At 43.6% G+C, this 18,600-nt stretch carries 18 protein-coding genes; 14 read left to right on the top strand and 4 right to left on the bottom strand.

Translation table 11 applies throughout. The annotated features are described in order from the left end of the window. Positions 1-514, bottom strand: a 514-nt coding sequence (locus IQO02_RS22065; RefSeq protein ID WP_228006011.1) for a DUF3549 family protein, incomplete at its 3' end; no start/stop codon positions are given. 87 nt (positions 515-601) lie between these two features. On the opposite strand from IQO02_RS22065, the gene IQO02_RS06095 reads away from it, so the two are divergent. Further along, positions 602-916: a YqcC family protein gene (locus tag IQO02_RS06095; protein WP_016784998.1), complete on the top strand. Its 315-nt coding sequence runs from the start codon at positions 602-604 to the stop codon at positions 914-916. Beyond that, positions 916-1,665, top strand: a complete 750-nt coding sequence (gene truC, locus IQO02_RS06090; RefSeq protein WP_016784999.1) for a tRNA pseudouridine(65) synthase TruC — start codon at positions 916-918, stop codon at positions 1,663-1,665. The genes IQO02_RS06095 and truC overlap by 1 nt, the downstream gene beginning before the upstream one ends. A 121-nt stretch (positions 1,666-1,786) precedes the next feature. Here the strand turns inward: truC and IQO02_RS06085 are convergent, their stop codons facing one another. From IQO02_RS06085 to map, 3 genes are all read right to left on the bottom strand, one after another. Next, complete coding sequence (locus tag IQO02_RS06085; RefSeq protein WP_010436477.1) at positions 1,787-2,170, bottom strand: DUF3461 family protein; 384 nt, start codon at positions 2,168-2,170, stop codon at positions 1,787-1,789. Between the two features lie 182 nt (positions 2,171-2,352). Beyond that, complete coding sequence (gene glnD, locus IQO02_RS06080; RefSeq protein ID WP_010436479.1) at positions 2,353-4,974, bottom strand: bifunctional uridylyltransferase/uridylyl-removing protein GlnD; 2,622 nt, start codon at positions 4,972-4,974, stop codon at positions 2,353-2,355. A gap of 137 nt (positions 4,975-5,111) precedes the next feature. Further along, positions 5,112-5,990 carry a type I methionyl aminopeptidase gene (gene map, locus IQO02_RS06075; RefSeq protein WP_010436481.1) on the bottom strand — a complete coding sequence of 293 codons (879 nt, stop codon included), beginning with the start codon at positions 5,988-5,990 and terminating at the stop codon, positions 5,112-5,114. Between the two features lie 457 nt (positions 5,991-6,447). On the opposite strand from map, the gene rpsB reads away from it, so the two are divergent. The 12 genes from rpsB (at position 6,448) to fabZ (ending at position 18,599) form a co-directional block, all read left to right on the top strand. Further along, a complete protein-coding gene (gene rpsB, locus IQO02_RS06070; RefSeq protein ID WP_009847420.1) occupies positions 6,448-7,179 on the top strand; it encodes a 30S ribosomal protein S2 in 732 nt (243 codons plus the stop codon). Positions 7,180-7,317: 138 nt separating this feature from the next. After that, entirely contained in the window at positions 7,318-8,163 is an 846-nt protein-coding gene (tsf, locus tag IQO02_RS06065) for a translation elongation factor Ts (RefSeq protein ID WP_010436487.1), read from the top strand. A 158-nt stretch (positions 8,164-8,321) separates the two neighbouring features. After that, positions 8,322-9,053, top strand: a complete 732-nt coding sequence (gene pyrH / locus IQO02_RS06060; protein WP_009847418.1) for a UMP kinase — start codon at positions 8,322-8,324, stop codon at positions 9,051-9,053. A 98-nt stretch (positions 9,054-9,151) separates the two neighbouring features. Then, positions 9,152-9,709 carry a ribosome recycling factor gene (gene frr / locus IQO02_RS06055; protein WP_009847417.1) on the top strand — a complete coding sequence of 186 codons (558 nt, stop codon included), beginning with the start codon at positions 9,152-9,154 and terminating at the stop codon, positions 9,707-9,709. 98 nt (positions 9,710-9,807) lie between these two features. Then, the gene (locus IQO02_RS06050) at positions 9,808-10,560 is read left to right on the top strand and encodes an isoprenyl transferase (RefSeq protein ID WP_010436491.1); all 753 of its coding nucleotides are present in this window, start codon (positions 9,808-9,810) and stop codon (positions 10,558-10,560) included. A gap of 15 nt (positions 10,561-10,575) precedes the next feature. Further along, positions 10,576-11,418, top strand: a complete 843-nt coding sequence (locus IQO02_RS06045; protein ID WP_016787751.1) for a phosphatidate cytidylyltransferase — start codon at positions 10,576-10,578, stop codon at positions 11,416-11,418. Positions 11,419-11,469: 51 nt separating this feature from the next. Then, positions 11,470-12,678: a 1-deoxy-D-xylulose-5-phosphate reductoisomerase gene (gene ispC / locus IQO02_RS06040; protein WP_010436498.1), complete on the top strand. Its 1,209-nt coding sequence runs from the start codon at positions 11,470-11,472 to the stop codon at positions 12,676-12,678. Beyond that, on the top strand, positions 12,675-14,033 hold the full coding sequence (gene rseP / locus IQO02_RS06035; protein WP_010436501.1) for a sigma E protease regulator RseP: 1,359 nt from the start codon (positions 12,675-12,677) through the stop codon (positions 14,031-14,033). Before ispC ends, rseP begins: the two co-directional genes overlap by 4 nt. Before the next feature lie 48 nt (positions 14,034-14,081). Then, positions 14,082-16,487: an outer membrane protein assembly factor BamA gene (gene bamA / locus IQO02_RS06030; RefSeq protein ID WP_010436504.1), complete on the top strand. Its 2,406-nt coding sequence runs from the start codon at positions 14,082-14,084 to the stop codon at positions 16,485-16,487. A 27-nt stretch (positions 16,488-16,514) separates the two neighbouring features. After that, the gene (locus IQO02_RS06025; RefSeq protein WP_016767578.1) at positions 16,515-17,015 is read left to right on the top strand and encodes an OmpH family outer membrane protein; all 501 of its coding nucleotides are present in this window, start codon (positions 16,515-16,517) and stop codon (positions 17,013-17,015) included. A gap of 6 nt (positions 17,016-17,021) precedes the next feature. Further along, positions 17,022-18,053 carry a UDP-3-O-(3-hydroxymyristoyl)glucosamine N-acyltransferase gene (lpxD, locus tag IQO02_RS06020; RefSeq protein ID WP_010436510.1) on the top strand — a complete coding sequence of 344 codons (1,032 nt, stop codon included), beginning with the start codon at positions 17,022-17,024 and terminating at the stop codon, positions 18,051-18,053. A gap of 93 nt (positions 18,054-18,146) precedes the next feature. After that, the gene (gene fabZ, locus IQO02_RS06015; RefSeq protein ID WP_009847408.1) at positions 18,147-18,599 is read left to right on the top strand and encodes a 3-hydroxyacyl-ACP dehydratase FabZ; all 453 of its coding nucleotides are present in this window, start codon (positions 18,147-18,149) and stop codon (positions 18,597-18,599) included. Position 18,600: the final 1 nt, after the last annotated feature.

Raw genomic sequence — 18,600 nt, 5'->3', positions numbered from 1 at the left:
CTGTGATACCCTGCAAGCCAACCGTTTTCCAGTTGTCCCAACCGAGTTCACCTGTGAAGTAATGTTGAGCGTGTTCGTAGTATTGGCTCGTCGCAAGATCTAAACCTGATCTTACTTGGCTATGGAACACGGCCATCTTGTCTTCAGAAGGCTTGAAGGTATATGGGTTGTTAGACAGCTTTTGTTGTTGCTCTTCGGTGATCTCGCCGTTCAAACGAGTGCCCATTGCTTCAATAACAAACTTTAGGAAGTTACCCACATCTCCTTGATGCAATAGGCCTCTTTCATCCAGTTTAAATTTTAGGAACCAAATCCAAGGTTGCTTGTGTTCGTTCCAGTAGCTAATCGCTAAGTGAGCTTGTTTCTGCAGTGGAAATGGGTACGGCTGTTTCCCCTGCTCAACATCAGAGAATAGGTTGTTGTCGATCTTTTGGATACGACGACCTAGATCGTAGATATCATATTGGCAACCGCTATTCTTTAGCAACTGAGTGAGCGTGTGAATGGTTTCCATAGTAATAAAGCTCCTAACTTTCTTTCCTAAATAGATGGTACTCTATGCCCCAATTTCAAGGTCACTAGATAAATAACTTGGTGAAAAATGACAGCTGCCACAAAGTTACCTCTTTTACTTCAACAATTAGAACAACAAATGCGCCAATGTTCTCTGTGGAGCACGTTTCCACCCTCGGATGAGGCGCTTGCGAGCATTGAACCTTTCGCGGTTGATTCGCTACAACCGGAAGAGTGGTTGCAGTGGATCTTTATCGTTAAGATCAACGCAATGATGGATGCCCAAATAAGTCTACCGAAAGGCTTTGCGATTCATCCTTATTTTAGTGAAGTGTGGAAAAATAAGGCAGACAAAGCTGAACTGCTAGTGACGATTCTGAGCATTGATGAGGTATGCGCGTAATGTTAGAGATCATTTATCAAGATGAGTATTTTGTCGCGGTGAATAAGCCTGCAGGTATGCTAGTACATCGCTCATGGTTGGATAAACACGAGACTCAATTTGTTATGCAAACACTGCGTGACCAAATTGGTCAGCATGTATTTCCTTTGCATCGTTTAGACCGACCTACATCCGGTGTTTTGGTGTTTGCATTGTCGAGTGAGGTTGCCTCTGAAGTCATGCCGATGTTCGCCAACCATGAGATGCAAAAGACTTATCATGCGATTGTGCGTGGCTGGATAGAAGAGGGCGATACGCTCGACTACGCACTCAAGGTCGAGTTGGATAAGATCGCAGACAAGTTCGTGAAAGAAGATAAAGAACCACAAGAGGCTATTACCGTTTACGAGCCGTTAGCGAAAGTTGAAGTGCCGTATTCAACAGGCCGCTTCCCAACCAGTCGTTATTGCTTGGTTGAGATGATGCCAAAGACAGGTCGCAAGCATCAGTTGCGTCGTCATATGGCTCACCTAAGACACCCAATCGTGGGTGATACTTCGCATGGTGATGGTAAGCATAACCGTCTGTTTCGTGATGATTTAGACTCTCACCGTTTGTTACTGCATGCTTCTGAACTACGCTTCATCCACCCTTTTACAAAGAAGGAGTTAGTGATGAAGGCTAACCTAGATGAAACGTGGTTAAGGTTGTTTGAAACTTTTGAGTGGGATACCAACTTAGTGAATGCTGAAGCATGTTCGCCTAAGTAAAAGTACACGCGTCCAAGTAAACGTAGAAAGCATAAAACAAAGGGCTGATAGTAATATCAGCCCTTTCTAATATCTGTGTAATTGGAATCGACTTACTAGAATTTAGTTGCTAATAGCGGGATCATTTTAACTTTGCTAGATCAGCTTCGATCTCTGAGATCTTACTCGATACTACTTTCTCTAAGTGACGTAAATCAGTGAGGATCTTCTGCTTCACATCGACCTCAGTGGTTGGCGTAGGTTTGGTGATCTTGTTTAGCTCATCAATCACAAGGGTGAGGTTGCGGTTTATCTCCGTCACTTCTTTGTATTGATTGTTGCCACCACTAACAAGCACACTTTTGACCTGTCGTGGGTATTTAAACTTAACGCTTTTCGCGAACAATTCGCCTTTCTGCTTACAAAAGTAAATCTTTAGAATATCTTTGTGGGCTTCTTGGCGAAGGGAATAACGTTCAATCTGTTTAGGTTCGTGGATACCTAAGCCAGTGAGGTTTGGATACATAAGCGACCTCTAGTTTATGAATGTAATACTTTTATGAAATTGACCTAATCAATGTAGCAGCCTAATCACGCGCTAGATAGTTGATATCTGGGAATTGATTGTAAGTTGTGGGCAAGATCGCTCTCTATCTTTACCCACATTAATTTGGCTATTAAGCCTACTCTTGGCATTGAATTAGCTTTCTAAGGTGCGAGTTCCGAAACATGCTCGGTTAATCTTTCTCTTAACGCTTGTTCCTGTTCCTCTGAAAGCCTTCCTCCAGCGTCACTGGTCAGAATAAATAAATCTTCCGCTCGTTCGCCGATAGTCGTGATTTTTGCGCCATGTAAATTGATGTCTAACTCAGCAAAGGTCGCACCTACTTCAGCCAATAACCCAGGGGTATCCAGTGCTCTGAGTTCCATCAAAGTGTGTTTTTTGCTCTTTGTTGGTAGGAATTCGACTAAAGTCTTGACTTTGAAATGCTGTAAATTTCGAGGTGTACGACGTGTTTTGATCTTAGTTGGGCGACCATCAGCGAGGACATGAACCAAATGTTTGGCAACGGCTTTGTGTCTTGCCTCATCAATAGCTTTGCCATGTTGGTCTAGAACGATAAAGGTGTCTAAAACATGGCCATCTTTGCTGACCATAACTTGTGCGTCGTGGACGTTAAAGTTACGTCGATCGAGTTCAGCAACGACGGTCGCAAACAGTGCAGCCTGGTCTTTGCAGTAGACAAACACTTCAGTACCACCACGAGTGGCTTTTTTGCTTATCAATACCAAGGGTTGGCTTGGATCTTCCAAGCGAAGTAAGTGCTCACAATGCCAAGCGATTTGCTTGTGGGTATGACGCAAGAAGTAGTCGGCCTTGAAACGTTGCCAAAGCACTTCGATTTCGCGAGCGGTGAAGCCTTCTTTACGTAACAGGGCGGAGGCCATTTGTTGGTTGTGGCGAATACGGTCTCTGACATCAACCGGATTTTCTAAACCACGGCGCAGTGCTCTTTGTGTTGAATGGAATAATTCCGCTAGTAGGGTACGTTTCCAACTGTTCCAGAGCTCAGGGTTAGTGGCGCAGATATCGGCGACGGTTAGACAAACCAAAAGCTCAAGTGATTCTTCATCACGTACTTTTTTGGCAAATTCGGCGATAACATCGGGATCGTGGATATCACGGCGTTGTGCAGTGACAGACATCAACAGGTGGTTTTGTACCAACCACGACACTTGCTTAGCCTCGGGTTTAGATAGCCCATGTTCAATACAGAAAGAGTAAGCTTCTACTGCCCCAATTTCTGAGTGGTCTCCACCGCGGCCTTTACCTATGTCATGGAAGATAGCCGCCAGAATCAGTAGTTCTTTCTTCTGAACTCGTGGGTACACTTCACAACAAATAGGGTGCTTGTCGTGGTTTTCTATCTGGCTGAAACGGTTAATGTGCTTGAGCAGACGAATACTGTGCTCATCAACGGTGTAAGCATGGAATAGGTCAAATTGCATCTGACCAACAATTTGGCTCCACTGTGGTAAGTATGCCGATAAGACGCCTAGCTTGTGCATCAAGCTAAAGGCTTTATGCAGAGCATTTGGGTGGCGAACCAATGCCATGAACTTGTCACGAGCTTCAGGGATGGTATGTAAGAATCGGTTCAGTCGACGGCGCGCTGTGCGCAGTTGTCGCAGTGTTGGTGGGCTTACTCCTTCGATGGAAGAGTCATTGGCAATATGGATAAACATATCGAGAATCGTTTCTGGCCGTGCTTGGAACAGTGCAGGCTTACGCGCCTCTATCAGTGAACCTCGACGCTGGAAATCGTCATCAAGAATTTCAGCTTCTTGGGTCTCACCGCCATTGATGATCGCTTGATCGAACAGTTTAAGTAGCATCTTATTGAGCTCTGCTACACGACGAAGTGTTCGGTAGAACTCTTTCATCATCATCTCGACGCCACGGTTTCCTTCACCAGTATAACCTAGATGCTCAGCGACTTGAGCTTGATGTGCGAACGTTAAACGGTTGTCGTAACGGCGCAGTTCAATATGCAATGCAAAGCGAACACGCCATAAAAAATCTTGGCACTCAACGAGCTCGCGATATTCAGCATCGGTAAGAAAGCCGTATTTACTCATTTCTAGTAACGATGTCGCACCAAAATGTCGACGAGCTACCCAACTCAGTGTGTGAATATCTCTTAAGCCGCCTGGAGTTGATTTGATATCTGGCTCTAGATTGTAAGTGGTGTCGTGGTAGCGAGCATGACGCTCTCTTTGTTCTTGAATTTTAGCTTTGTAAAAAGTCTCACTAGGCCAAAATGAATCGGAATGAATCTTTAGTTTCAGCTCTTGGAAGGTGTCTTCGCTGCCACAAAGTAAGCGTGACTCTTGTAGGTTAGTCGCGACGGTTAAATCATCGGTGCCGATATCAAGACACTCAGCAATAGTTCGCACAGCATGGCCAACTTCGAGCTTTAAATCCCAAAGTAGAGTAATGAATTGACTGACCTTTTCACCAAGAGCTGGTGGAAGCGTTTTTTGCGAGACAATGAGAATATCAATGTCCGATAACGGGTGAAGTTCACCTCGACCATATCCACCCACTGCGACAAGGGAAATATGTGGCAGCTTATTAAAGCCTAAATGTTCCCATAATCGACTGAGAAGCAAATCCATGTATTTGGATCGCAATAGTACTAAATCAGTAACTGGATGATGATTTAGAAATTCATTTTTTTGATACTGCGTGAAGATTTCGAGCTGATTTTTTAATTCGCAGATTTCAATTTGTTCATCATTGAACGTAAGAGGGCATTGATAAGGCATAGTTTGCTATCCGTGCAAGCAAATGAGAATAATAAACAATTTACCAGAAGCTGGTGGAAAATCGAAATTGAGCGTAAAAAAATATCCTCGACAATGCGAGGATATTTTTAAAAGGCCGATGCGTTCAGTTTAATGAACTAAGCGTTCTTCATGATACGTGGAATAGTATCATCGCTGCGCAGGGTTAGTACTTCACAACCTGTATCAGTCACAACCAATGTGTGTTCCCACTGTGCCGAGTTCTTGCTGTCAGCGGTGTACACTGTCCAGCTATCTTCGTCATCGAGACGACAGCCGAATTTACCAGCGTTGATCATTGGTTCGATAGTGAAACACATGCCAGCTTTTAGCACAGTGCGGTCGTTGTTTTTGTAGTGAACCACTTGTGGATCTTCGTGGAATTCAGAACCGATGCCGTGGCCACAGTAATCTTTAACAATAGAGAACTTAGCACGTGGGTTGTTCTTGTTGTTTGTCTTGATGTACTTCTCGATAGCAGTACCGATTTGGCCAAGCTGAACACCAGGCTTAACTTGACGCATACCTTCGTAAAGTGCTTCTTGAGCAACCATACATAGACGCTTGTTTGCCGGTGAAACCTCACCAACAAGGAACATCTTAGATGTGTCACCGTGGTAACCTTGTGGACGAACGCTTAGGTCTGCATTTTCATCATCAGGAACAATCACAGTGATATCAACGTTTAGAATATCGCCATCTTTCAATACTGCAGGTTTGAATTGACCTGTGCTACCTGTCTCATCTTGTGATGCTGGAATGCCGTGACACACGATGTGGTTGATAGACGTACAGATTGACTTAGGGAAACCGTGGTAATCAAGTGGTGCTGAGTATGCGCCTCTTTCTAGAGCGTACTCGTGACAGATTTTGTTCAGTTCTTCTGTCGTTGTACCTACTTGGATGTGAGGTTCAATCATCTCTAGAATTTCAGCGGCCAGTTTGCCGGCAACGCGCATTTTTTCGATTTCTTCTGCAGTTTTAATTTTTACAGCCATTGCATATCTCTTAATTTGGTAGCACCTAAGTGTGCATATTGGGGCTATTCTATCAGTGCAGCATTTTAGCGCAACATTACCATGTCCGTACAATGTTGGTGGATACTGCTCAATCTGAGTGGATAATGTTCGGTTTAATGGTGCAGCGTGATTTGAATAGGACACTATTTTACAGAGGAAATTCGCCGCCACGGTTCAGTATAGCAGTCGCCATTTTTAGAATTTTTTCTAGCCATAGATAGACAAAATATGGTATAAAGCGCGCCGGACATCAGGACTGTTTTCTCCACTTGGCGAAACAAGCTTTGTGTCCACTAACTTATTTCTTTAAATCACACACATTCCGACACATGTTCCGGGGTGCCTCAACAACATAGATAACGGCTGAAAAGTGGTTAGTTGTTAGGGGTCGGATTCATGGGGGATGTGGAGGCCTAACCCCATAGAGGATTTTAAAATGGCAACTGTATCAATGCGCGATATGCTTAAAGCTGGTGTTCACTTCGGTCACCAAACTCGTTACTGGAACCCAAAAATGAAGCCATTCATCTTTGGTGCTCGTAACAAAGTACATATCATCAACCTAGAAAAAACTGTACCAATGTTCAACGACGCTCTAGCTGAAATTGCTAAAGTTGGCGAGAAGAAAGGTAAAGTTCTTTTTGTTGGTACTAAGCGCGCTGCATCTGAAGCTGTTAAAGAAGCTGCTATCAACAGCAACCAGTTCTACGTTAACAACCGCTGGTTAGGCGGTATGCTAACGAACTACAAAACTGTTCGTCAGTCTATCAAGCGTCTGAAAGAACTTGAAGCGCAAGCTCAAGACGGTACTTTCGACAAGCTTACTAAGAAAGAAGCTCTAATGCGTACTCGTGAAATGGAGAAGCTAGAGAAATCTCTTGGTGGTATTAAGAACATGGGCGGCCTTCCAGACGCTCTATTCGTAATCGATGCTGATCACGAACACATCGCAGTTAAAGAAGCAAACAACCTAGGTATCCCAGTTTACGCTGTAGTTGATACTAACTCTAACCCAGACGGCGTTGACTTCGTTATCCCAGGTAACGATGATGCAATCCGTGCAGTACAGCTTTACCTAAACGCTGCTGCAGACGCGGTTAAAGAAGGTCGTAACAAAGATGTTGCTGCTGTAGCTGCTGAAAAAGACGGTTTTGTAGAAGCTGAATAATAGCGGCTCTGAGCCATATTTAGTTCATATTAAGCGGTCATAATCGGTGGCTTAACGGACTGAATACAGTCAATATCAGGGGCCAATTAATTAGGCCCCTGTTTTTTATCTTTTTTAGAATTTACTGAGGAATAGAGAATGGCAACTGTAACTGCAGCTCTAGTTAAAGAACTTCGTGAACGCACAGCTGCGGGCATGATGGAATGTAAAAAAGCACTTGTTGCTGCTGAAGGCGACATCGAGCTAGCAATTGAAAACATGCGTAAATCTGGCGCAGCGAAAGCAGCTAAAAAAGCTGGTAACGTTGCTGCTGAAGGCGCAATCATCATCAAAGAAGCAAACGGCGCAGCTGCTCTTCTTGAAGTTAACTGCCAAACTGATTTCGTAGCTAAAGATGCAGGTTTCCTTGCATTCGCTAACGAAGTTGCTGAAGTTGCTCTAGCAGAACGTCTAGAAATCGCTGCTCTTCAAGCTAAATTTGAAGAAGCGCGTATTGCACTAGTAACTAAGATCGGTGAAAACATCAACATCCGTCGCGTACAATTCGTTGAAGGTGTTGCACTAGCTTCTTACCGTCACGGCGAGAAAATCGGTGTTGTTGTTGCTGGTGAAGGCGAAGCTGAAACGCTTAAGCACGTTGCAATGCACGTTGCTGCATCACGTCCTGAGTTCCTAAACCCAGAAGACGTACCTGCAGACGTAGTTGAGAAAGAAAAAGCAGTTCAAGTTGAAATCGCTATGAACGAAGGCAAACCAGCTGAAATCGCAGAGAAAATGGTTGTTGGCCGTATGAAGAAATTCACGGGCGAAATCTCTCTAACTGGTCAAGCTTTCATCATGGAGCCTAAGCAAACTGTTGGCGCTATCCTGAAAGAGAAAGGCGCTTCAGTATCTGACTTCGTACGTCTAGAAGTTGGTGAAGGCATCGAGAAAGCGGCTGAAATGAGCTTCGCTGACGAAGTTGCTGCGGTACAAAAAGGTTAATCCTTAGCGTATTGTTTGAAAAAGACCGTGGCAAATGCTGCGGTCTTTTTATGAATAATGAACAATTTTTTTGCTTTGTTAGCTGTTATGAATACGAACTGAGCTAATCAGTTTTTATCCATGACTGTTAATCATCAACTCTTTGGAAGGTAAACTCCATGACTACGAACCCTAAACCGGCGTATCAACGTATTCTGTTAAAACTTAGCGGTGAAGCACTACAAGGCGAAGAAGGTTTTGGTATTGACCCTACGATCCTTGATCGTATGGCTCAAGAAGTAAAAGAATTGGTTGAACTAGGTGTTCAAGTAGGTGTTGTTATCGGTGGCGGTAACCTTTTCCGTGGTGCAGGCCTTGCTGAAGCAGGCATGAACCGCGTTGTTGGTGACCACATGGGTATGCTTGCAACGGTAATGAACGGCCTTGCAATGCGTGACGCTCTGCACCGTGCTTATGTAAATGCGCGTGTAATGTCAGCTATCCCGCTTAAAGGGGTGTGTGACGACTACAATTGGGCAGATGCAATCAGCCAACTACGTCAAGGTCGCGTTGTGATCTTCTCTGCAGGTACTGGTAACCCATTCTTCACTACTGACTCAGCTGCATGTCTACGTGGTATCGAAATCGAAGCTGACGTAGTTCTAAAAGCGACAAAAGTAGATGGTGTATTTACTGCTGACCCAGTAGCAAACCCAGACGCAGAGCTGTATGATACTTTGTCTTACAACACGATTCTTGAGAAAGAATTGAAAGTAATGGACTTGGCTGCATTTACGCTAGCACGTGATCACAAAATGCCAATCCGTGTATTTAACATGAATAAGCCAGGCGCACTACGTCGCGTGGTTATGGGTGAAACTGAAGGTACGTTAATCAGCGACGCTGACTAATTTTTCGGGCTTACTGAAGCCTTGTGCTTTGGTAAGCTTATCCTTATCACTCCAAATAAAAAGCTTTCTTGAAGAAAGAACATAATCAAGGTGAAATTGTGATTAACGAAATCAAAAAAGACGCTCAAGAGCGCATGGTAAAAAGTGTTGATGCACTAAAGAACAGCCTACAAAAAATTCGTACAGGCCGTGCTCACCCGAGCCTACTTTCTGGCCTTACCGTTGAGTACTACGGTGCGCCAACACCTTTGACTCAAGTAGCTAACGTTATTGCTGAAGACGCACGTACACTAGCAATTACAGTGTTTGATAAAACACTGACTCCTCTCGTTGAAAAAGCAATCATGACTTCTGACCTAGGCCTAAACCCTATGTCTGCAGGTACGGTTATCCGTGTACCACTTCCACCGCTAACGGAAGAGCGTCGTAAAGACCTAGTTAAAATTGTTCGTGGCGAAGCTGAAGGTGGCCGTGTTGCTATCCGTAACATCCGTCGCGACGCGAATGGCGATCTAAAAGCGCTTCTTAAAGATAAAGAAATCTCTGAAGACGAAGATCGTAAAGCACAAGACGAAATTCAAAAGCTAACTGACGCTGCGGTTAAGAACGTAGACGAAGTTTTAGCAGTTAAAGAAAAAGAGTTGATGGAAGTTTAATTTTCCATATTCTTTTCTTTCCGGAAAAACGCTGTACTCACGGTTCAGCGTTTTTTTATGCTACTCTGTTCGACTATTAGAATTTGATTCACTCTTTTATGCATAATTCTCAAGCGTTCACAGACTCTCTTCCTAAACACATTGCTATCATTATGGATGGTAATGGTCGCTGGGCAAAAGCTAAGGGCAAGCCTCGCGTTTTTGGTCATAAAAACGGTGTTAAAGCCGTTCGCAAAACCATCTCTTCTGCAGCCAGACTTGGCATTAAAGCCGTTACACTTTTTGCGTTTAGTAGCGAGAACTGGCGTCGTCCTGAAGAAGAAGTCGGTATCTTGATGGAACTGTTTATTTCAGTCCTTTCGAGTGAAGTAAAAAAACTTCATAAAAACAATCTACAGCTTCGTGTTATTGGTGACAAAAGTCGTTTCAATGATCGACTCCAAAAGAAGATCGAAGAAGCGGAAGCTTTGACTCGCACCAATACTGGCATGGTTATTAATATTGCGGCCAACTACGGTGGCAAGTGGGATATCCAGCAAGCAATGACTTCTATTGCTCAACAGGTAAAGTCTGGTGATATTAATGTAGAAGACATTGATGAAGCTATGATTACACAACACCTGACTATGGCCGATATTCCGGAAGTTGACCTATTAATTCGTACTAGTGGCGAGTGTCGCATTAGTAACTTTATGCTTTGGCAATTGGCTTACGCTGAAATGTATTTCACTGAACAATTCTGGCCAGACTTTAATGAAGACAGCTTAGTAGAAGCTGTGACTTGGTTTGTAAACCGTGAGCGTCGTTTCGGATGCACCGGTGAACAGATCAAAGCTCTGATGGACAGTTAATAAGGATTTTTTGGTTTGAAACAACGAATTATTACGGCGTTGATTTTAGCTCCCCTAGTTATTCTAGGTATTTTCGAGTTGTCACTTCCTACGTTTATTTTTTCATTAGCGGTCATCTCGCTCTTGGGATTTTGGGAGTGGACTCAGTTTGTTGAAAGCAAGTCGCGTTATTTAGCCTTGATTCCAACGGTTGTGGTCAGTGCGGCAAGTTTTGCTTTTATCCCTTTTGATGCATTTAGCCTTAATGACTTATCTAGCGCCCATTACGCAATATTAACTATTGGTTCTATTTGGTGGGTAATCGCAAGTGGTATGGCAGTGACTTATCCTAAGTCGATGCCAGCATGGAAAGACTCTTCTTTCCTTCGTCATGCTTTTGGTGTATTGACTTTACTGCCATTCTTCTGGAGTGTGGTTATCCTGCGCGCTAACGGCATCGATGTTGACCCTTACCACGGTGCAAAATTGGTAATGTTTGTTTGTTTGCTTGTTTGGGCAGCAGACAGCGGGGCTTATTTTTCAGGAAAGAGTTTTGGTAAGCGAAAAATGGCACCTGCGGTAAGTCCGAATAAGACGATTGAAGGTCTTATTGGTGGCATTATTACTGCGGTGATCGTGGCTTGGATCTTTGCTGATTTGTTTGATATCCAATTCACCAGCCCTCTTCACATGATTATTATTACCCTAGTGACCGTTGTTATCTCTGTTCTTGGTGACCTTGTAGAAAGCATGTTTAAGCGTGTTTCCGGAGTGAAAGACAGCAGTAATCTGATTCCTGGTCATGGTGGTATACTTGATAGAATAGATAGCTTAACGGCTGCATTCCCTGTCTTTGCTCTGCTTTATTTAGCATTCTAATAAAAAAGGGCAGTGTTTCTGCTCTTTATTACATTTCTACGGTCATATGTGATGCGAAATCTAACTATCCTTGGCGCTACCGGCTCAATTGGTGCAAGTACACTAAAAGTCGTTGAGCAAAATCCAGAACTTTATTCGGTCGTTGCACTGGCTGCAGGCTCGAACGTTGAAAAGATGCTGGCGTTAGTTGAAAAGTGGCAACCAAGCTATGTTGCTATGGCTTGTCCTGATGCTGCATCTCAGCTGACAGGCATGTTGTCCGAAAATTACCCTAACGTTACAGTACTTTCAGGTCCGGAAGGTATGTGTCAGGTCGCTTCTTTAGAGGAAGTCGACACAGTTATGGCTGCTATTGTCGGTGCGGCAGGTTTGCTTCCTACGATGTCTGCGGTTAAAGCCGGTAAGCGTATCCTACTTGCCAACAAAGAAGCTTTGGTGATGTCAGGTCAGCTGTTTATCGACGCTGTAGAAAAGTACGGGGCCGAGCTACTTCCTGTAGATAGTGAACATAATGCTATTTTTCAATGCCTACCACAAAACGTACAAACCAATCTAGGTCGTTGTAACCTAGAAGAGAACGGTATCAATCATATTCTTTTGACCGGCTCTGGTGGCCCTTTCCGCTATACCGATGTCGCAGAACTCGAATCAGTGACTCCTGAACGAGCTATTGCGCACCCTAACTGGTCTATGGGGCCTAAGATCTCTGTTGATTCAGCAACTATGATGAATAAGGGCCTAGAGTACATTGAAGCGAAATGGCTATTCAATGCTTCTCAAGAACAACTCAAAGTTATTATTCACCCTCAGTCTGTTATTCATTCTATGGTTCAGTACAAAGATGGTTCAGTATTGGCTCAAATGGGCGAACCCGATATGGCGACGCCGATCGCTCTAACCATGTCTTATCCTGAACGTACTGAAGCCGGTGTTAAGCCGTTGGACTTTACTAAGGTTGGTGAGCTGACATTCTTAGAGCCTGATTTAACTCGTTACCCTTGCTTAAGATTAGCGATTGAAGCTTGCTACTTAGGTCAGCATGCAACAACTGCAATTAATGCGGCAAACGAAATTGCAGTTGATGCTTTCTTGAATAATCAGGTGAAGTTTACCGACATTGCTATCATTAACGAGCATGTTATGAGCAAAGTATGTGAACAACATAACTCTGAGGGCTTAGATAGCTTGGAAAGCCTTCTCGAGCTCGATAATATGTCTCGTCTAATAGCCATTCAATTTATTAAAGAGCAGCTTACATGAGTGGAATTCTGTGGAACTTCGCATCTTTTATTGTAGCGCTTGGCATTCTGGTCGCTGTTCATGAGTTTGGACACTTCTGGGTTGCTCGTCGCTGTGGTGTGAAAGTTGAAAAATTCTCGATTGGTTTTGGTAAATCAATCTGGAGCAAAGTTGGCCGTGATGGCACAGAGTACAGCTTGTCAGTTATTCCATTGGGCGGCTACGTTAAGATGCTTGATGGTCGTGTTGATGACCTTTCTGAAGATGAACAACAATACGCTTTTGATAAGAAGCCATTGTGGAAAAGAACTGCGATAGTCGGTGCCGGTCCTGCATTTAATTTTATCTTTGCTGTGTTTGCGTACTGGTTGGTATTTTTGATTGGTGTGCCTGCGGTTAAACCCGTAATCGGCGAAGTCACCCCGCAATCTATTGCCGCACAAGCCGGAATTGAAAGTGGAATGGAACTTAAATCAGTTTCAGGAATCAAAACCGCAGATTGGGAATCTGTTAATATGGGTTTGATATCACACATTGGTGATCAATCCATGACTGTAACTGTCGCTTCTCAAGATGATATCGGCTTCGAACAACAGATGACATTGGATATCTCAGACTGGTCGTTTAACCCAGAAACTGAATCTGCAATGACAACGCTTGGTTTTAGACCGTATTCGCCAGAAATATCGACAACGCTTGCTCAAGTGATTGACGACGGTGCGGCATACTCGGCAGGGTTAGAAGCCGGTGATAAAATTGTTGAGATTGATGGGCAGCCCATTGAACAGTGGCAGTCGGTAGTCGAGTTAATTCGTGCAAACCCGATGACGTCATTAGACCTTGTTGTGTTGAGAAATGGTGCTGAGCAGTCATTGGTTATGACGCCAAAAAGCCGGGAGCTTTCTGATGGTTCTGTAATTGGCTATGCGGGTATTGCTCCAGAAGTCGCAGAATGGCCAGAAGATTATCGCTTTGAGTTACAATTTGGTGTAATTGATTCTGTAGGAAAAGCATTTGATAAAACAGGTCAAATTATTGGTTTGACGCTGACAATGCTTAAAAAGCTTATCGTTGGTGATGTTGGCTTAAACAACTTGAGTGGTCCTATTTCAATTGCCAAAGGTGCAGGGACAACCGCCGATTATGGTTTGGTTTATTTCCTAGGCTTTTTGGCTTTGATTAGTGTGAACTTAGGTATTATTAATTTGGTTCCGCTGCCTATGCTTGATGGCGGACATTTGCTCTTTTTCGCTATTGAAGCCGTTACTCGTAAACCGGTCCCTGAAAAAGTTCAGGAGATGGGGTACAGAGTGGGAGGGGCAATCCTCTTCTCTTTGATGGCTCTGGCAATATTTAACGATTTTACTCGCCTGTAAATGGTTTCTTACAGGCATTGGTAGTAGCAAGGAATAATTAGAATAAGTATGGCGATTAAGCAAATTCTGTTCGCAAGTCTATTGGCCACTAGTGTGGCTGCGAACGGAGCACAAAACTTTGTGGTTCAAGATATCAAGATCGAAGGTTTACAGCGTGTTGCACTTGGTGCAGCTCTACTGAAAATGCCAGTACGTATTGGTGATGAAGTAGATGAAGGCGATGTATCTGAGATCATTCGCGCATTATATGCTTCAGGTAACTTTGAGGACGTTAAAGTACTTCGTGATGAAGGTGTTTTAGTTGTTCAAGTTAAAGAGCGGCCAACCATTGCAAGTATCTCGTTTTCAGGAAATAAAGCGATCAAAGAAGAGCAGCTTCAACAGAACCTAGATGCGTCTGGTGTTCGTGAAGGTGAAGCGCTTGACCGTACAACACTGAGTAACATTGAGAAAGGCCTCGAAGACTTTTATTACAGTGTTGGTAAATACAACGCAACCGTAAAAGCAGTTGTTACGCCTTTGCCGCGTAACCGTTCTGACCTTAAATTTGTGTTTACTGAAGGCGTGTCCGCTAAAATTCAGCAAATCAACTTTATTGGTAATGAAGTGTTCTCTGATGCTGACTTGCTCAGTCGTTTCAACTTGAATGTCGATGTTGCATGGTGGAACTTTCTTGCGGATGAAAAATACCAAAAGCAAGTATTGGCTGGCGATATTGAAGCTCTGAAATCTTACTATCTTGACCGTGGTTACCTTAAATTCAAGGTCGATTCTACTCAGGTAGCGATCTCACCAGACAAAAAAGGCGTTTATATCACGCTCGGTATTGATGAAGGTGAGGCCTATATCGTTAAAGATGTCGCTTTCCGTGGTGAGTTGATCGGTCGTGAAGCAGATTTCGACGCATTAGTCCCATTTGAAGATGGCGATGTTTATAACGGTTCTTCGGTGACTTCACTTGAAGAAAACGTTAAACGAATTCTTGGTGAATCAGGCTATGCCTATCCACAAGTTCGCACTATTCCAGAATTTGATGATGAAACGAAAGAAGTTTCGTTAGTGATCAATGTAGAAGCGGGTAGTCGTATCTACGTTCGTGATATTCGTTTTACGGGTAACAACTCAACCAAAGATGAAGTGTTACGTCGTGAGATGCGTCAAATGGAAGGAAGCTGGCTTAACTCTAAGTCAATTGATACCGGTAAGAGCCGCCTGAACCGTTTAGGTTACTTTGAAACTGTGGATGTACAAACCGTACGTGTCCCAGGTAGTGACGACCAAGTTGATTTGGTTTACAACGTTAAAGAAGCTAACTCAGGCAGCATCAACTTTGGTGTTGGTTACGGTACTGAGTCAGGCGTGAGTTTCCAAGTTGGTTTGCAACAAGATAACTTTGCGGGTTCAGGTAACCGTGTTGGCGTTAGTGCCATGATGAACGATTACCAGAAGAACGTGAGCTTAGACTACCGTGACCCATACTGGAACCTTGATGGTGTGAGTTTAGGCGGTAAGATCTTCTACAACGAGTTCGAAGCATCTGAAGCGGGTATCGTCGACTATACCAACCAAAGTTATGGTACCAGCCTAACATGGGGCTTCCCTGTCGATGAGCTGAATCGTATCGAGTTTGGTATCGGCTATACACACAACAAGATCGGTAACGTTCCGACCTATATTCAAGTTGAACAGTTTGCGAGAAGTATTGACCAATATGGTGACGAACACATCTTGACCGATGATTTCGACATCAATATTTCTTGGACACGTAATAACTTGAACCGTGGTTTTTTCCCAACCGAGGGTAACCACCAACGTGCTTTCGCTAAAATGACGGTACCAGGGTCTGATGCTCAGTACTTCAAAGCGCAGTATGATGTAAAACATTACATCCCGCTGACCAAAAAGCATGAGTTCACACTATTGATGCGTGGCCGATTAGGCTATGGTAATGGTTATGGTCAGACGGATGGTAACGATAACTTGTTCCCATTCTACGAGAACTATTATGCAGGTGGTTTCACTACGCTACGTGGTTTTGGTTCTAACTCGGCAGGTCCGAAAGCCGTTTACGGAAGCAGTACGGGTAACAACCCAACTTACGACACAGCTACGGATGATTCAGTAGGTGGTAATGCGGTTGCTTTGGCTAGTTTAGAGCTAATCGTACCAACGCCGTTTGCTTCTGATGAAGCGCGTAGTCAAATTCGCACCAGTGTTTTCTTCGACATGGCAAGTGTATGGGATACAGAATTCGTAGACCGAGGCGCACCTAACAGTGGCAGTCAGTATTACTACGATTACTCTGATCCAAGTAATTATCGCTCATCTTATGGTGCCGCTCTTCAATGGATGTCACCAATGGGCCCACTGGTTTTCTCTCTAGCGAAACCAATTAAAGTTTACGAAGGTGATGATGAAGAGTTCTTCACATTCACCATCGGTAGAACCTTCTAATATTTAAAGGACAATATTTTGAAAAATATGATTAAAGCAGCAGGTTTAGGCCTTGTAGTTCTTAGCTCTTCTTTCTTTGCAACAGCGGCTGAAGCTGCGCAAAAAGTGGGTTATGTAAACACTGCACAAGTATTCCAGGCTCTACCTCAGCGTGAAGTTGTTCTTCAAAAAATGCAGGAAGAGTTCAAAGACAAAGCGGCTGAACTACAAAGTATTCAAGCACAAGCTAAGACTAAGATCGAAAAGCTTAAGCGTGATGGCGAACTGTTAGGTCCTGACGAAGTTGAGAAGCTACGTATCGAAGTAGGTCAACTAGACAGTAAGTACAAAATCAAAGCTCAAGCACTAGAAAAAGCAAGCCAACGTCGTGAAGCGCAAGAGAAGCAGAAGCTTTTCAAAGTGATTCAAGATGCTGTAACTAAAGTTGCAGAGAAAGAAGGCTACGACATGATTGTTGATATTCAAGCTCTGCAGTATGGTAAGCCAGAATACAACATCTCTGAGAAAGTAATTAAAGCACTGAAATAAGTTTTTATGAAGAACCTGACTTTAGCCGAATTGGCAACGATTACCGGTGGAGAGCTACATGGAGACGGTAGTATTACCGTCTCAGCAGTCGCTCCTATGGATAAAGCGCAAGAAGGTAACATTACGTTCCTTTCTAACGTTAAGTACAGCAAGCACTTAGGTGACTGTAAGGCATCCGCTATTATGGTCAAAGAGACTGAGCGTGAACTTTGTAAGACCAACGTTATTGTGGTTAATGACCCTTACGTTGCTTTTGCTAAAGTGGCTCAAGCGCTTGACACTACTCCAGCACCAGCTGCGGCTATTGCTGATTCTGCTTCAATTTCAGGCGATGCGACCATTGGACAAAATGTGTCTATTGGTGCAAACGCAGTGATTGAATCAGGCGTTGTACTTGGTGATGATGTAGTCATCGGTGCAGGTTGCTTTATTGGTAAAAACGCAAAGGTTGGTTCCGGCACTAAGTTGTGGGCGAATGTAAGCATTTATCATGAGGTTGTTATTGGCGATGCGTGTTTGATCCAATCAAGCACTGTCGTTGGCTCTGATGGCTTTGGTTATGCAAACGAGAAAGGCGAGTGGGTTAAGATTCCGCAAGTCGGTTCAGTTCGTATTGGTAATCGCGTAGAAATTGGCGCGTGTACAACCATCGACCGTGGTGCTTTGGACGATACTGTGATTGAAGATAATGTTATCTTAGATAACCAACTTCAAATTGCTCACAACGTTCACATCGGATATGGTTCTGCCCTTGCCGGTGGTACTATTGTCGCTGGCAGCACAACGATAGGTAAGTACTGTATCATTGGTGGTGGCTGCGTGATTAATGGTCACATTGAAATCGTTGACGGCGTTACAATCACTGGTATGGGGATGGTAATGCGTAGCATCACTGAGAAAGGCATGTACTCTTCTGGTATTCCTTTACAGCCAAACAAAGATTGGCGTAAAACAGCAACGCGTGTACATCGTATTGATGAAATGAACAAGCGTTTGAAAACCGTTGAAAAACTTATTGAGAAGAGCGCGGAATCATAATTCCAGCATTTCTAATAAAAGGCTCGCGAACAGCGAGTCTTTTTCGTTTATAATCCTTCTAATTAAATAAAGAATATATATAGGAATACGACTTTGACTACTGAACAGACAACGATGAACATTACTGAAATTCAGGAACTATTACCTCATCGCTACCCATTCTTAATGGTTGATCGTGTGACTAGCTTTGAAAAAGAAAAAACACTGACTGCAATTAAGAATGTCTCTGTTAACGAACCTCAGTTCACCGGCCACTTCCCACAACTTCCTGTATTCCCAGGCGTGTTGATCTTAGAAGCAATGGCACAAGCTACAGGTCTTTTGGCATTTAAATCCTTTGGTGCTCCTTCTGGCAATGAGCTTTACTACTTTGCAAGTGTCGATAAAGCAAAATTCCGTAAACCTGTAGTACCAGGTGACCAGTTAGTTATCGAAGTTGAGTTTTTGAAAGAGCGTCGTGGTATCGCATCATTTAATGGTGTAGCTAAAGTAGACGGCGTCGTAGTATGTTCAGCTGAACTTAAATGTGCTCGTAGAGAGTTTTAAT

The sequence above is a fragment of the Vibrio sp. OPT24 genome (assembly GCF_015163545.1).
Taxonomy (GTDB): domain Bacteria; phylum Pseudomonadota; class Gammaproteobacteria; order Enterobacterales; family Vibrionaceae; genus Vibrio; species Vibrio cyclitrophicus.
This window is presented reverse-complemented; position numbering and strand designations above follow the sequence as displayed.

Bases quoted from the DNA above. Each gene is read 5' to 3' on its own strand.
- IQO02_RS06095 (WP_016784998.1), top strand. From the start codon at position 602: ATGACAGCTGCCACAAAGTTACCTCTTTTACTTCAACAATTAGAACAA.
- truC (WP_016784999.1), top strand. From the start codon at position 916: ATGTTAGAGATCATTTATCAAGATGAGTATTTTGTCGCGGTGAATAAG.
- IQO02_RS06085 (WP_010436477.1), bottom strand. From the start codon at position 2,170: ATGTATCCAAACCTCACTGGCTTAGGTATCCACGAACCTAAACAGATT.
- glnD (WP_010436479.1), bottom strand. From the start codon at position 4,974: ATGCCTTATCAATGCCCTCTTACGTTCAATGATGAACAAATTGAAATC.
- map (WP_010436481.1), bottom strand. From the start codon at position 5,990: ATGGCTGTAAAAATTAAAACTGCAGAAGAAATCGAAAAAATGCGCGTT.
- rpsB (WP_009847420.1), top strand. From the start codon at position 6,448: ATGGCAACTGTATCAATGCGCGATATGCTTAAAGCTGGTGTTCACTTC.
- tsf (WP_010436487.1), top strand. From the start codon at position 7,318: ATGGCAACTGTAACTGCAGCTCTAGTTAAAGAACTTCGTGAACGCACA.
- pyrH (WP_009847418.1), top strand. From the start codon at position 8,322: ATGACTACGAACCCTAAACCGGCGTATCAACGTATTCTGTTAAAACTT.
- IQO02_RS06050 (WP_010436491.1), top strand. From the start codon at position 9,808: ATGCATAATTCTCAAGCGTTCACAGACTCTCTTCCTAAACACATTGCT.
- ispC (WP_010436498.1), top strand. From the start codon at position 11,470: ATGCGAAATCTAACTATCCTTGGCGCTACCGGCTCAATTGGTGCAAGT.
- rseP (WP_010436501.1), top strand. From the start codon at position 12,675: ATGAGTGGAATTCTGTGGAACTTCGCATCTTTTATTGTAGCGCTTGGC.
- bamA (WP_010436504.1), top strand. From the start codon at position 14,082: ATGGCGATTAAGCAAATTCTGTTCGCAAGTCTATTGGCCACTAGTGTG.
- IQO02_RS06025 (WP_016767578.1), top strand. From the start codon at position 16,515: ATGATTAAAGCAGCAGGTTTAGGCCTTGTAGTTCTTAGCTCTTCTTTC.
- lpxD (WP_010436510.1), top strand. From the start codon at position 17,022: ATGAAGAACCTGACTTTAGCCGAATTGGCAACGATTACCGGTGGAGAG.